This window comes from Methylobacterium sp. WL103, assembly GCF_008039885.1.
GTDB lineage: Bacteria > Pseudomonadota > Alphaproteobacteria > Rhizobiales > Beijerinckiaceae > Methylobacterium > Methylobacterium cerastii.
In genome coordinates this window covers 1-13,495 of sequence record NZ_VRUX01000065.1, presented here as the reverse complement: position 1 = coordinate 13,495, position 13,495 = coordinate 1, and the positions used below count along the sequence as shown (strand labels likewise).

The following is a 13,495-nucleotide window of genomic DNA, read 5'->3' as shown; positions in this document are numbered from 1 at the left end:
CCGCCGTGCCGCCCCCGCAGGCGCTCGGCCAGCTCGCCGCCTACTTCGCGGATCCTGACGGGCTCAGCCGTGCGGTAACGGCGAATTTCCTCGGGGCGGTGCGGGAGCAGGAGGCCGCTTTCCGTGCGCATCTGGAGGCCACGGTGGCGGAGATCGGCACCGAGGAACGGGCGCTGCGCGAAAACACCCGCCCGGGAGCCATCGCGCTCCTGGTGGCCGGGGGCTTCTTCGCCGGGGTCGCCCTCCTGTGGATCGCCGCCGGCCTGCCGGGCCTCTCTGCCGATCAAGCGCGGCTCGTGGTGGCAGTGGCGCTGGCGTGCGGGACCATCCTGGCGGGCTTCGGCGCTTTCCGGCTTTGGCGGGGCGAGCGGACCACCATGATCCTGAGACCTGAGGCCATGGCCATCCCCGGTCTCGACCGGCCGATCCCTTGGGACAGCGTGGCCGACCTCGACATGACCCTGGGCCGGACCGGCGTCGTCACCCGCCTGCTCCTGCCGCCGGAGGCGCCATTCCCACAGCGGGTGCCGGGTGGGCGGAAGGTCAAGCTCGACGCCAGGCGCTGCATCGTCACCATCACCGCCGGCCTGCCCCGCAAGATGACGGTGCAGGACTTCGCCGACCTCATCGGACGCTACCGCCACGCGGCGGAGGCGCGCCGGATCCTTGCCGGGACCGAAGTCTCGTCGGCCCGTCCTGCCAACACCGATATCCCGATTTCCGTGAGGCCCGCACCATGACCGCATCCGCGAACCGCACCGAGCCCCTGCGCCTGCCGCCTCCCAGCCAGGGCTGGGGCAACATCTTCTGGACTCTGTTCAGCCTCGTTGCCCTCGCGGCCCTCCTCGTCGCCTGCGCTGTCTTCACGGCCCCGCCGGTACTGTCGGATTGGCAGGTCCGCGACACGGCACGCCCCGCCGCCGAGGCGCGGGTGACCGACGGTAAGTGCAGCGCTAAGATCGTCCTGCACATCTGCGACGTGACGCTCAACCTGCGCACCCCCACGGGCACCGTGGTGCGCCGGGTGAACACCGTGTTCACCGGCTTTCACGTCGGCGAGTACAACATCCGGGTGATGGCCGATCCGGCGCGCCCCGACCTCGTCACCACCGACCTCGCCCTTGATCGGCTGTGGAACCGCACCATCACCCTCCTGGTCATCGCCGGTGCGCTTTCGAGCATCATCGTGGCGGGGATCGCCGCGATGATCCGGAACCGGCGAGCCGCCTCGGGGACCATCGGCTGAGACCAAGGCGCTATCTTCGTCCTCGCCCGGTGAGGACGCGTCGTGACGGAACGAGCCACGACCTCCCGGGACGATGGCATTCCGGCAAGTTTTGAGGGGCCGAGTTAGAACCCTGCGTCCTGAAGAGCCATTTGGGCTGAGCTATCCGAATCGAAGCTCGCGAAACAAGGTTGGTACATGGTCGTCTTCTGGCAGGGCCGCGGTTACTGGGTCGTCTTTTTCGCCGCAGCGGCGATGTTCCTCCCTCTGATCATCCTAAGGCAGATCGATGGGCCGGAGGTGGATCGTGCGGTCTGCCTCACGATGAGCCTTGCCGCGCTCGCCGTCCTCGTCCTCGGACTGCGCTGGAACCACGGCACGACTTTCGGCCCAGCAGGGCGCGATCACGCCTTCATGGGACTTCCGATGCAGGTCTGGGCCTTACCAATGACCGTCTTCGCGGTCCTGCTCGGGACCGGCACGATCACCACGGCAGAGACGCCGCGGTCGCGACCGGCAGTCCAGGACCTGAGTGGACGTGCGATCCAATAGAGCAGCATTGGATCGACCGGAGCTTGTCCTACGCCGAGAGGTCCGCGCATCCATCCCGAAAAGCATCGGACTGGGGTTCAACCCCTCGTGACGTAAAACCAATTCGGCGCAAGGCGGCGATCACCTTCTGCTCCGGAGGAAATCGGAAAGGTATCGTCGGGTCGATACACGAAGGAGGTGACCCACGGGGTACCGCCCCGTATCGTTTCGTCCAACACGATCTCTCCGTCGGGACCTAGGCTGAAGCCCGACAGCGAGAGGCGTTCGAGGGAGGTCCTGAGGGTGAGATGCCGGGCAGGGGAAACACCGAGGTCCCGTAAAAAGTCGGCCTCGTACAGGATCGGTTGGTACGCATCGGGCGCGACCTGCTCGCGATACCGGGAGACGCGATGACCGTTGATGAAGCGGTAGCTGTCATATCCGCCCGTTCGTCCGGACCCCGTCGGCCAGGGCTCGTCGTCACCCAGCTGGAGCGACGTGAGGGAAGGAACCGCCGTGATCTCGGCCACCAGTCCCTCCAGTCGGGATCGGTTCAGCAGGAAGTATCCGGCCGTCGTGCCGAAGGCCATCCAGATCAGGGGGGCGCAAACCGCCGATAGGCCGAGGGCGACGACCAGCCGCTTTCGCGCCGCCAGGGAAAGGAGCGGGATCGCGGCGATGACGGACAAGACCGCCGTCATCGGCGCATAGGCGATGATGGCCCAGACGAACACGGCAAGGGCCACGCAACCCGCAACCAAGAAGCTTATTTGTGCTTTCTCACGACGCAGGAGGTCCATGGGATTTCTCTCAATCCGATCAATGCTTCTGCCTGACCGTCGAATGCAACGCGCCGCCTCCCCGCTCGGGGGACCAGGTCGTCGCTCTCAACCATCCCCCTCATGAGTCTGGTCGAGGGTTTTCAGCACATCCGGTTGCCGCCTGTAGCGCCGCCGCAGGCGCCGCCCATCCGCTTCGACCGTGTCGCAGCGTAGGCTTCTCAGGGCCTCGCCAATCTCCCGGCCGCGCGCCGCGTCGTAGGCATCCTCCCCACCCCAATGGTTGCAACCCATCCGGCGCGTCACGTAGGCTTTCGCGTCCGCGGGCAGATCGGGCCCGGCCCGGACGGGCTGCAGTCCGAGGAGCGGAGCGGCCAAGAGCATGGCCGAGGCCGTCCTGAGGATCATCCCACCCTGCCTTTCATCGAATACATGGGCTGGAATAGCAGAGGGTCGGCGTGAGACGGAATTGTTTCGCCTCTTGAGGGGAACCTGTCGCCGTCATCGAACCGTCGCACTGGGCCAGCACTCCAACATCGCAACCAGACCGAGGAACCGCTGAATGATCTCACGCCGTCACGCCCTTGCCGCTACCCTCATGGTGGTTCTGTCCGCCCCGTTGGCCAGGGCCGAGCCGACGGTCGGCCTCGCGGAGCGCCGGGCCATCGCAGCCTACCGCCAGGACCGCTACCCCGCCCAGGAGAAGGCGATCCAAGAGGCGGCTGGCTTTCCCGTTCCGGTGGAGGTCGCGTGGGATCAGCTCACGATTCCGGGCGACGCCAAGTATTATTCCGACGAGGGCTACTTCGAGAAAACCATCTTTGAGCCGCTCGCCGCCGGGCTTAAGGAGATCGGCAAGGACTCGATGGGACGCGAGGCTTTGGCCAAGAAACTCAAGGCGATCCGCGTCCGTTTCGACGAGAAGACCGCCCCCGCCTCGAATTACCCCAACGGCCTGAAGTTCGACGGCGGCACCCTCGACGTGAACTGGCGCCCTTTCTCCAATGTCGCGGAGTTCAAGGACCGGGTCGAGGCCGTGGTGAAGGTCCTGGAGAAGAACCTCTGATGGCGCGGGGTGAGGCCCGGTTCGCGACCTCGCGAACGGTTTCGCCCGCCGTGGGCCTCGCCGTCCTGCTCACCGCGTGCGGAGTGGCGGCGGCCGAGCCGGCCGCGCGATCCGGTACCTACGAGGGCCTGACCCTGGCGGTCTCCGGCAGCGCGGTGGCGGGCGTCTTCGCCGAGCAGCGGGGGACGGGTGATCCCGGCGGCCCGCAGTTCAGTTGCATCTTCCTGCTGCGCGGGACCCTCGCGGGCGACGGAGCGACGGTCGAGACGTGGTATCCGGGCGAGCCGGAACGCATCGCTGGGCGCGTCGATTTCACCCTGGGCGGGGCCGCACTGACCCTCTCGGAGAACCACGGCGGCTGCCTGATGACCACGGGCAGCATGGCGGGCACCCCCTACGCGCTTTCCCGGAACGCGGGCGATGCCTCGACGGCATGGGTCGGCGTCGGCCTGGTGACGGCCAAGCGCACGGCCTTCCGGCACGAACCCGGGCCGGCCCCGGCGCGTGCGCCCTACCTCGTCCGATCCGATCCGGTCGCGGTGCTGGAACGGCGGGACGGCTGGTTGCGGGTACGCTACCGGGGTGAGAAGGCTCCGGTCATCGGCTGGCTGCCGGCGGGAGACCTCGCCGTGGTCATGCCCTGAACGGCACGGGCCTGAAGTGCGCTTCGATCCGGTAGCCATCGCAAGACCAAAAGATAGGACTTCGCATGCGCCGACCCCTTCCGCACACCGTCCTGCTGCTGATCTTCGCGAGCGCCCCCGCCATCGCCCAGGCGCCCGCCGCCCCGCCGCGCCCCACGACGGTCTGGGTACCGGTCGAGGAGCCGATGAGCGTGCTTCTCAACGGCGGCCACCGCATCGTATCCGCAATGGGTCCCAGCTTCACCCTGGAGCGCGGCGGCAAGTACGTGATCTGCGAGATCCGGCCGGCGGGCGGGATGCGCGGAACACCTGAGACCACCTCGACCTGTCACCGCCTGAACTGACGACCGACGCGGGCTTATCCCCTCTGCGCACGCTTCACCGTCGACGGATAGGCCGGAGCGGGCCGTGAAGGAAACCGGGTTCCATACCCATCTCTGCAGCGCGTTCCCCGATCACGCCCAGGCCGCCCATCAGGCCGGCGATGGGTGAGTCCTGCAGGCCGGGATGGTTCAGGGCCTTTCCGATCTGGCGGCCCTCCCACCAGAGCTCTGCGAACAGCAGGGCCAGGAGCCCGAACAGCCACCAGGTCACCAGCCCCTGCCCGAGGAAATAGACGCCGTAGGGCGGCGATAGGAAGGTGCTGAGATGCGACACGCCGATGATACCGGCAAAGCCCAGGACGAGGATCGTGGGGAGGCGAAACAACAGGCGCCGGTACAAGCGAAGTGCCAGATCGATCTCCTCGACGGACGACTGGTCCAGCCTCGATTGCATTCGAGATCCTTGCGTGAAAGCCCGTGAAGATATGGCCGATGGGCGACATGCCCGCAACCGAAGCGATGCCGATTGCGGCCGGCATGCCCTTTGACGACGCGACGGGCGCAGCCGGTCCCGTCGGGCGTCGGAGGCATCCGACGAGCGGCGCGGCGTCCGCCGCCCGCTCCGCCCTGATCGCGACGGCCGTGCTCGCGTCTCATGCCCTCCCGGCGCGGGATGCCGAGGCGGCCAATTTTCCCCTCGCCTGCCGCAACGTCCACGCCGACCTCGACCGTTACGCGCACTGTGCCCGCCGCGATGGCGTGATGGCCCGCATCGACCCCGCCTACCTCGCGCGCATGCGCTTCCACGGTGGGCTGACCGAGATCGTCGTCGACGGGGTCGGCTGGCTTTGGGCGCGTCTCGACGGGCTGGCGCTGCCGGTCTTCATTTACGTCAACGGGCCGGACCCCTTCGCATCGGGGCTCGTGCGAGCCTGGCACGCGGGCAAGGTCGCCTTTTATGATCGACGCCTGCGTCGTGTCCTCACCACCGCATACGATTGGTCCTTCCCGTTCAACGCCCGTGGCGAGGCCCTGGTGTGCCAAGGCTGCAGTTCGGACGGCCGCGTACCGTCCTCCATGGTCGGTGGTCTGTGGGGGCTCATCGATCGGCGCGGACGCATCGCGATGCCGCTGGCCGAGGGCGGGCAGGCGTCCGACCGGTATCTCAACCAGCCCTGATGGATCGTTGTACGGCATCGTCGGGCGCGCACGTGCGGGAGGCGCTTCGGCATGACACGCACGCTGCTCAAGATCACGCTGGTCGGCTTGGTCGTTCTGCCGCCGTGTGCTCCCTCGACCTTATCCGGCCAGTCCGATGTCCGGACGGATCTGCGTGCCCGATCTGCCGGGCCGACAAGTACCGGTCCCATCGGGGCGGCGACACAGGACCCGGACGGCACCCTCGTTCTGACCCTGCGTGCGGAATCGCATGTAGGCGCTGTGGGAGACGGTCAAATCCGCTACGCTCCATCGGATCCGGCCTATGCCGGCATCGCCCGGCATCTCGGGCCAATCCCACCGGGCGGCTCCGTTGCAGTTCGCCCCTTCGAGGAGCGGTGATCGGGATCCCAACCGTGGAACGCGTTCTCCTCGTCTTCAGCTTGACGGTCCGGTTGCCAGCCCTCCCGTTCGCCGTGGCCGTTCTCGTTGCTAACCTTGCCGACCGGCAGCCCAAGTGAGCCGCAGGTCATAGGATTATGCCGGCAATCCCTCCTAACCCTGATGGCGCCCGAGTTCAAAGGCTGAATGTAGGCTCATCTTCATCGACGCTTGAGTTAGTCTGCCGATGCCAGCCATCGAAGGAAATGTAGCGCCGTTTTTAGGCCTTAACCGTCCGTGCGCGCTGGTGGATTTGCTATGCTCCGCTTCCGGGCGCGAGTTAGCAGAAGCAAACACCTCCGTAGTGTCCGTTCACGATCCGTGCGGACTTGTACACTCGGCTTAACAGCGCTTCCCTTCTCGACTAAAGATCGCCAGCAGGAGCACGGCCGCACCCGCCAAGCAAGCCGCGAAGGGCAGTGCCATTCGCATCAGTGGCAAATACAGCCAGCCGTAGGCGAGGCTGGGTTCCTCCTTATCGATGATGATTTGTTCGGAGAGGGGTCGGTCGTCGGCCTCCGGCCGTTCGATCCACGTGGCAGGTACACGCTTAAGCACGAGGAAGGCGACCGGTTCGTCCGACGAATAGATCACCCCGGTGAAGAGGCGGCCGCCTCCGATCAATAAGGAAAGAACCAAAAGAGCCAGCCCAAATGTGCGCATCAAACCCCACCGCTCCGTGCAGCCTTTTCCGTCGCGAGGAAGGCGCGTCACCAAGCCAGGCTCGGGACACCCCAACGCGGTGGATCGCGACTAAGCCGCATGGGGTTCATCCGCGAAGCGTATGGCTGCCTTCTATCCCGACCCAACGTTGCCGGAGGGTCGGCGAATGACCGCTTATGGGAAGCCCTCATTACGATCCCGGCGGCCAGGTTGGGTCGATAGCCGAATGGCATCTGACTCCAGTTTCGACCGTGGCCGCGTATGCTGCTCAACCGCTCGCTTCAGGTCTCCATGAGTTTGGGACAGGCGTCTCCTTAGGTTGCGAAGCACGTGCTTGACGTCGCCTCGATCCATGTCGGACTGTCTCACGCGGAAGCTTCGCCAGGGTGCGCGGCCAGGGTAGCGCATCCCGGCAATGATCAATCGAGAAATGGCAGATCCCGCCAGCGGAAGGCTCCACGACTTGCTGGGCTACGTCGAACAAGTCGTCAGGCTCGACGAAAGGGCGGCCATGCGGCTGAGCGAGCATCGGCTCCCGACCGGGCAAGCGTTCATCCTGCACCAACACGAACTCCATGCCCTCCCCGGTGTCAGGCATGACCTCGTCGACGAGGAGGGACCGATCTGGCTTTCGGTCCAGCGGTTGCGGCGAAGTGCGGCGCCGGCTCCGCCCGAGGAGGCTGCGGAATGGCTGGAACTCGCTCCTGATCCGGAACGCCGGCCCCGGCTGCTCCCGTTCCTGATCCAAACCATACCGATGGCCGAGAAGAACGCCCTTGTCTCGGCAGGGTTGGCTCGGGTCGAGGATTGCTCCGAGGCGCCGATTCAGCCCGAGAAGGATGTCCATCTCTGGGATGTCCGGCTGCGGATCGAGGACAGGGCCGACGTTCAGGCAGCGGCGGAGGCCTGGATCACGGAGAGGTGGCTGCCCTGGTCCCTGGCGGAGGGGCCGGTACGTCATTCACTGGCGTTGTATCAGCGCCTTTTCGAGGTGGCGCAATTGTCCGAGCTCGGCGGCGGGGACCGGCCGTTCGAGCTCGTCTGGGGCATGGGCTTGGCGCGATGGAAAAAGGATGATCGTGAGATCGATCTGCCCCTTGTGGAGCGTCTGATCGAGATCGAGGTCGACGATGCCGGAGGGGCCGAAATCCGCATTCGACCGCGCGCCGCCGCGGCCGCCGTGAACCTCCGGGCCTATGAGGACATGGGCGTCGAGGGTGTGATGCTGGCCCACGATGCAGCCCGACGCGCCATCGCCGTTCTCGATCCGGACGAAGGCATCTCGCCCTACCGTCGCGACGATTTCGAGCCGATTCTTCGATCCTGCCAAGCCCGGCTCGACGTCGAGGGCGGGTACCTACCTGACCGACTGACCCTAGCGCCCCACGAACCCGTACCCGGTGCAGGTGAGAACCTCACGGTGTCCGACCGCTGGGTGGTCTTCGCACGCAATAGGTCGGACAGCTTCCTGCTGGCGGACATTGAGAACCTGAAGCGCTCCGTGAAACGTGCCGCGGAGGAGCACGATCTCCCGGGGCCAGCACGGACGCTGGTGATGGGTCCTGCCGACAAGCCGTCGGACGACCTCTGGCGCCCCCTGAGCGACCGGGTGGGCGGGACGGTCGATCAAGCGCCCGAGTCGGTCGGCGCAGCCGAGGTCGGCGACTTGTTCTTCCCCAAGCCGTTCAACGACGAGCAGATGGAGATCGTGCGGCGGCTCGAAGCCACGGACGGGATCGTAGTGCAGGGCCCGCCCGGGACCGGTAAGACCCACACCATCTCGAACATCATCTGCCACTACATGGCGACCGGTCGGCGCGTCCTCGTCGTCTCGCATGGCGAGCCGGCCCTTGCCGTGTTGCGTGACCAACTTCCCGACGGCGTGCGCGACCTTGCCATCAGCATCACCGCTACCGAGCGCGAGGGCTTCAGACAGCTGGAAGCGGCGGTCCGCCTCCTTCAGTCGGTGGTCGAGAGCATCAAGCCATCAGAGCAGTCGCGGTTGATCCGGGACCTCGAAGCGTCGGTTGTGGGACTTCGGGGCCGGCTGAACGAGGTCGACGCGGAGATCGAGCGGTTTGCGCTCCGCCAGCTCTCCCCGGCATTCGGTGACGAGCGACCCGCCGAACTTGCGCGGCGGGTCACGCTCTCGGCCGTGAGGCACGATTGGTTCGAGGATCGTCCAGGCGATGCTTCACTCGATGCGATGCCGCGGGACGAGGACGTGGCCGGCCTCCGCACGGCGCGCCTAGCCCTTGGAGCCCGTCTCGAACACATCGACTGTGCCCTGCCGTCAATTCACGATCTGCCGGACGGCGATGTCATAGCGCGGCTGCACGATGACCTGGTCCGATCCATACACCTGGCCGAGGAGGCGGCGAGCGATCCCTCGATCCGGGTGCGGATCATGTCCCCGAAGAACGTCGCCCAGGCGCTTGAGGCGGCGTCGGAACTGGGGTCCCTACGCCGCGCCAAGGACCTAGCGGACGATGCACCGTGGCTGCGGGCGCTGGCAGAGGACATCCTCTTCGCGGCCGACGAGAACCGCATCGTCGACCTCGTAAGACGCTTCGCCGAGGACGCCCGTCCCATCGCCCTGGAACGGGAGCGGTACCTCGGCCTTCCCGTCGAGCTCCCCGAGGCCTTCGAGCCCTCCTCGCAGGAAATCGCCGGCATCGTTCGCCGGCTGGCCGCGGAAGAACCGGTGTTCGGGTTCTTCGCATTCCGCGAAAAGTCGCTGCGTCCGATCGTCGACGCCATCCGGGTTCAGGGGCGCCCTCCAGTCGGGCCCGGGGATTGGGCGCACGTCCGAGACCATCTGGCATGGCGGGATGCCGTCGCATCCCTCGCGATCCGCTGGCGGGCGCTGGCGGACGAGATCGGCGCTTCCCCGTTCGCCACGGCCCGCGAACTCGGCCAGCTTGTCGGAACGCTCGATGCCATCCTCGTAGGGGCCGAACGCGCGACGCGCGTCCTCGGCGAGGCGTTCGCGGATCTCGTCCCGGGCGGCGGGTCCGTTCGCGACCTCTGGCTGGATCGCCGACGGCTCGACCTCGTCGAAAAGGCTTTCCGGAATGCCGCGGCTGCGGCGCAACTCTCCGCATCGCGGAACGAGATCGATCGGCTTCAGAACCTTTTCCCCGAGACAGCCGGGAAGATCGGCCAGCTCGCCCGCGACGTCCTATCTGAGGCCGTCGGACGCCAAGGGGTGGGGGCAGAGCAGATCTCGTCCCTCTGGTCTGCCCTGCGTCGCCAGATCGACGACCTGGGTCAGGGCCGGGGCTACTTCGAGGTGGTCCGATCGATCACCGAGGTCATCCGCCTAGGCGGTGCGCCGGTCTGGGCCTCACGCCTTCGCAGGGAACCGGCCCAGGACACGACAGACCCGCTGCTGCCGGGGGATTGGCGCGAGGCCTGGGAATGGGCGGTGACGGCCGCCTACCTGAGACGGATCGATGACCGGGACAGGCTGAGGACGCTCGCCGACGAGCGCGTCCGGCTCGATGCCGAGGTGCGAAAAACCTTCGAACGGCTCGTCCGCGAGCGGACCTTCTACGAGCTTGGTCGCTCGATGACCGGTACGGTGCGCGCGGCCCTGATGATGTTCGCCACCGCCCTGCGCAAGACCGGCAAGGGCACCGGCAAGGGTGCCGGCCGCCATCGACGCGACGCTCGCCTGGCCATGGCGCAGTGCTACGCCGCGATACCGTGCTGGATCATGCCGGCGTGGCGTGTCGCCGAGCAGTTGCCCGGCGAGGTCGGCTCGTTCGACCTGGTGATCATGGACGAGGCCTCACAGTCGGACATACGCGAACTCCCCGCGCTGCTACGTGGCAGGAAGATCCTCGTGGTCGGCGACGACAAGCAGGTGAGCCCGTCCGCCGCCTTCATCGAGAACGCCAAGATAGACCGGCTGGAACACGGGTTCCTCAAGGGCCAGCCCTTCAGGACCCTGCTTCTGCCGGGGGCATCGCTCTACGACCTGGCGAAGGTGATGTTCCCGGACAAGCTCGTCATGCTGAGGGAGCATTTCCGCTGCGTCGAGCCGATCATCCGGTTCTCCATGGAGTTCTATCCTGAACCCCTGGTGCCCCTACGCGTGCCGACCGCGCACGAGCGGCTCGATCCTCCGCTCATCGACATCTACGTCCCGGACGGTCGCCGTAAGGGCGACAAGCAGAACCCCCGCGAGGCCGAGGTGATCGTCGCGGAGATCCGCAAGCTCGTCGACGACCCGAGCCTTGCTCGCATCGAGGCGCAGGACCGTTGGCGAACGATCGGCGTCGTATCCCTCATCGGATCGAAGCAGGCCGCCCTCGTAAACAAGATGCTGCTGGAAGAACTCGGCGAGGATCTCGTGAGACGCCATCGCATCGCCTGCGGCGACAGCGCCACCTTCCAGGGAAACGAGCGCGACGTGGTCTTCCTGTCGATGATCGCCGATCCTGACAGTAAGCAAGCCCAGACCGCCACCCAGTTCGAGCAGCGCTTCAACGTGGCGATGTCCCGGGCCCGGGATCGGTTGGTGCTCGTGCGATCCGTACAGGAGGACGAGCTCAAGCCGGACGACCTCAAGGCACGGGTGATACGGCACTTTCGCGACCCGATGGCAGGTGTCGAGGCCCGTACCGGCGATTTGGAGGCACTCTGCGATTCCGATTTTGAGCGGGATGTCCTCCGACGTCTCGTCGGGCGCGGCTACCGGGTTCTCCCGCAGGTCGGCGCGCTGGGCTACCGGATAGATCTCGTCGTAGAGGGCGCGAACGGACGCCGCCTCGCTGTCGAATGCGACGGTGACAAGTACCACGGGCCGGAGCGTTGGGCGGACGACATGCGTCGTCAGCGCATCCTGGAACGTGTCGGATGGCGGTTCTGGAGATGCTGGTCGTCGAGCTTCATCCTCGATCCGGACGGCTGCATGCTTGATCTGTTCGAGACGCTCGAACGAGCCGGTATCGAACCCGGCGGCGCCGCCGAACTCCAGTCCGGCTACACCTTGCACCTAACGGCAGCCCGGTCAGGGGATACCGTAGGCAGACTGTATGACGCCTCGCCTAACGACAGCGCCATCGAACCCTCCGCGGATCATGATCTGCAGGTGGGGTCTGGAAAGCTGAAGGGCGATCATTCGGCCGGAGGGGTCAAGGCGGGAGATCGCATCGTGTTACGCTATCTCGACGACAACAAGACCGTGACCTTCACGCTGGCTCATGGGCACCACGACGAAGCGAATGGCCGCCTTCCGGTGAACTCCCCGTTGGGGTCGAAGCTGCTTGGGGTTTCGGAGGAAGACGAGATCGAGTTCGATGCGGGCGGCCGCATCAGGCGCGTACTCGTGCTAAGGACAGAGCGACCCCAGGCGCCTCATTGATCGCATGCCGCTGCTGGCAGTTGAACTTGACGGTCGGTACTAATCGTTGATCGTCCGCGAAGGGTGGATTTCCGCAAGTCTGCTTCGGGGCGAGAAATACCGGAAGCGGACGCCGTATCCGCGTTCGCCCGCGATCCGGAACGCACGCGATAGCCGGGGCGCAAACATCGCGGCTACGCTGTGAGGCGCCTCTGCGCCAAAGAACCGTAAGCGGGGTCTGGAGCCGCCCTTTTTGATGAGCTGACGATGGTGGAGGCTGACGGTCCCTGGTTCGGATCGTTTTGTGTCTATGCTTGAGGATATGGTCGAGTTGCCGCGGTCGGTCCGCCGGCTTGAGGTTGTCACGGGCGTGGGCAGTCGTCGGCGCTGGTCCGAGGCCGAGCGTGACCGCATCCTGGCTGAGGCGACCGCCCCCGGTGCGGTGGTCTCGGTGGTTGCGCGCCGGCATGGGATGAGCCCGCGGCACCTGTTCACGTGGCTTCGCGCGGCCCGGCGTTCGGCAGCCTCGCTTCCTGTCGCCCTGCCACTGACGTTCGTGCCGGCGCTGGTCGAGGGTGATGTCCCGGATCCGGCGGCACGACGGTCGCGGCCTCGGGCCTTGCATCGAGACGCTCCTGCTGCCGAGATCGAGCTGGACTTGGCTGGCGTGACCGTTCGGATCGGTGCGGGCGCGCGGGAAGCGACGATCACGGCGGTGATCCGGGCGCTGAAGGCCACGGCATGATCGGGCCGTCCGGTGCGGTGCGCGTGATGATGGCGACGCGGCCGGTGGACTTTCGCAAGGGCATGGACGGGTTGGCCGCGCTGGTGCGGGATGCGATGGGCGCGGATCCGTTCTCTGGCACGGTCTACGTGTTCCGCTCGAAGCGAGCGGACAGGGCCAAGCTTCTGTTCTGGGACGGGAGCGGGGTGGTCCTGGCGAGCAAGCGCCTGGAGGCAGGAGGGTTCTGCTGGCCGAAGATCGAGGATGGCGTCGTACGCCTCACGGCAGCGCAGCTCGCGGCCTTGCTCGAAGGGCTCGACTGGAAGCGTGTTCACGCGGCTCGCACGGTCATCGCCCCAGCGCTGGCAGGGTGAGCAAAAAGGTCGAGCGCGCGGGCCCCATTACGATGGTAAGCTTCTGACGGATATGCTTTAATTTACTCCGTGGCCAAGCCTGCTTCACCTCTGTCCGACGATCCCGAGACGCTCAAGGCGCAGCTCGTCGAGGCGCAGGCCGAGAACGAGCGGCTGCGCCAGATCATCCTGGCGATGCAGCGCCACCGCTTCGGACGCCGGGCCGAGAGCCTGCCCG

General features: G+C 66.4%; 13 protein-coding genes and 1 pseudogene. 10 read left to right on the top strand and 4 right to left on the bottom strand.

The genetic code is table 11. The annotated features are described in order from the left end of the window. The 3 genes and pseudogenes from FV222_RS06880 to FV222_RS06870 form a co-directional block, all read left to right on the top strand. Positions 1–740 (top strand): annotated as a pseudogene (locus FV222_RS06880) (peptidase M48); the annotation flags it as partial. After that, entirely contained in the window at positions 737–1,246 is a 510-nt protein-coding gene (locus tag FV222_RS06875; RefSeq protein WP_147813582.1) for a hypothetical protein, read from the top strand. The pseudogene FV222_RS06880 and the gene FV222_RS06875, both read left to right, overlap by 4 nt. 177 nt (positions 1,247–1,423) lie before the next feature. Next, positions 1,424–1,777 carry a hypothetical protein gene (locus FV222_RS06870; RefSeq protein ID WP_147813580.1) on the top strand — a complete coding sequence of 118 codons (354 nt, stop codon included), beginning with the start codon at positions 1,424–1,426 and terminating at the stop codon, positions 1,775–1,777. 77 nt (positions 1,778–1,854) lie between these two features. Here FV222_RS06870 and FV222_RS06865 read toward each other — a convergent pair whose 3' ends face one another. Together FV222_RS06865 and FV222_RS06860 are read right to left on the bottom strand one after the other, a co-directional pair. Next, positions 1,855–2,556: a hypothetical protein gene (locus FV222_RS06865; protein ID WP_147813578.1), complete on the bottom strand. Its 702-nt coding sequence runs from the start codon at positions 2,554–2,556 to the stop codon at positions 1,855–1,857. 87 nt (positions 2,557–2,643) lie between these two features. Next, positions 2,644–2,943: a hypothetical protein gene (locus FV222_RS06860; protein ID WP_187275195.1), complete on the bottom strand. Its 300-nt coding sequence runs from the start codon at positions 2,941–2,943 to the stop codon at positions 2,644–2,646. 154 nt (positions 2,944–3,097) lie between these two features. On the opposite strand from FV222_RS06860, the gene FV222_RS06855 reads away from it, so the two are divergent. The 3 genes from FV222_RS06855 to FV222_RS06845 all read left to right on the top strand — a co-directional run bounded on the left by FV222_RS06855 (position 3,098) and on the right by FV222_RS06845 (position 4,589). Further along, positions 3,098–3,601, top strand: coding sequence for a hypothetical protein (locus tag FV222_RS06855; RefSeq protein WP_147753426.1), 504 nt, complete (start codon positions 3,098–3,100; stop codon positions 3,599–3,601). After that, positions 3,601–4,245 carry a hypothetical protein gene (locus FV222_RS06850; protein WP_147753425.1) on the top strand — a complete coding sequence of 215 codons (645 nt, stop codon included), beginning with the start codon at positions 3,601–3,603 and terminating at the stop codon, positions 4,243–4,245. Before FV222_RS06855 ends, FV222_RS06850 begins: the two co-directional genes overlap by 1 nt. 65 nt (positions 4,246–4,310) lie before the next feature. Next, on the top strand, positions 4,311–4,589 hold the full coding sequence (locus FV222_RS06845; RefSeq protein WP_147753424.1) for a hypothetical protein: 279 nt from the start codon (positions 4,311–4,313) through the stop codon (positions 4,587–4,589). 34 nt (positions 4,590–4,623) lie between these two features. On the opposite strand, the gene FV222_RS06840 is transcribed toward FV222_RS06845, so the two are convergent. Continuing rightward, entirely contained in the window at positions 4,624–5,022 is a 399-nt protein-coding gene (locus FV222_RS06840; protein WP_147813576.1) for an ABC transporter ATP-binding protein, read from the bottom strand. 38 nt (positions 5,023–5,060) lie between these two features. Here FV222_RS06840 and FV222_RS06835 point away from each other — a divergent pair, with 38 nt between their 5' ends. Further along, entirely contained in the window at positions 5,061–5,747 is a 687-nt protein-coding gene (locus FV222_RS06835) for a hypothetical protein (RefSeq protein WP_246685353.1), read from the top strand. A 762-nt stretch (positions 5,748–6,509) separates the two neighbouring features. Here the strand turns inward: FV222_RS06835 and FV222_RS06825 are convergent. Beyond that, positions 6,510–6,881 carry a hypothetical protein gene (locus FV222_RS06825; protein WP_210248463.1) on the bottom strand — a complete coding sequence of 124 codons (372 nt, stop codon included), beginning with the start codon at positions 6,879–6,881 and terminating at the stop codon, positions 6,510–6,512. Positions 6,882–7,293: 412 nt separating this feature from the next. Between FV222_RS06825 and FV222_RS06820 the strand changes: the two genes are divergently transcribed. The 3 genes from FV222_RS06820 to tnpB all read left to right on the top strand — a co-directional run bounded on the left by FV222_RS06820 (position 7,294) and on the right by tnpB (position 13,278). Beyond that, entirely contained in the window at positions 7,294–12,201 is a 4,908-nt protein-coding gene (locus tag FV222_RS06820) for an AAA domain-containing protein (RefSeq protein ID WP_246685352.1), read from the top strand. Positions 12,202–12,490: 289 nt separating this feature from the next. Next, positions 12,491–12,925, top strand: a complete 435-nt coding sequence (locus FV222_RS06815) for a transposase (protein ID WP_147813572.1) — start codon at positions 12,491–12,493, stop codon at positions 12,923–12,925. Beyond that, positions 12,922–13,278, top strand: coding sequence for an IS66 family insertion sequence element accessory protein TnpB (gene tnpB / locus FV222_RS06810; RefSeq protein ID WP_147813570.1), 357 nt, complete (start codon positions 12,922–12,924; stop codon positions 13,276–13,278). Before FV222_RS06815 ends, tnpB begins: the two co-directional genes overlap by 4 nt. The last annotated feature ends 217 nt before the right edge of the window (positions 13,279–13,495 follow it).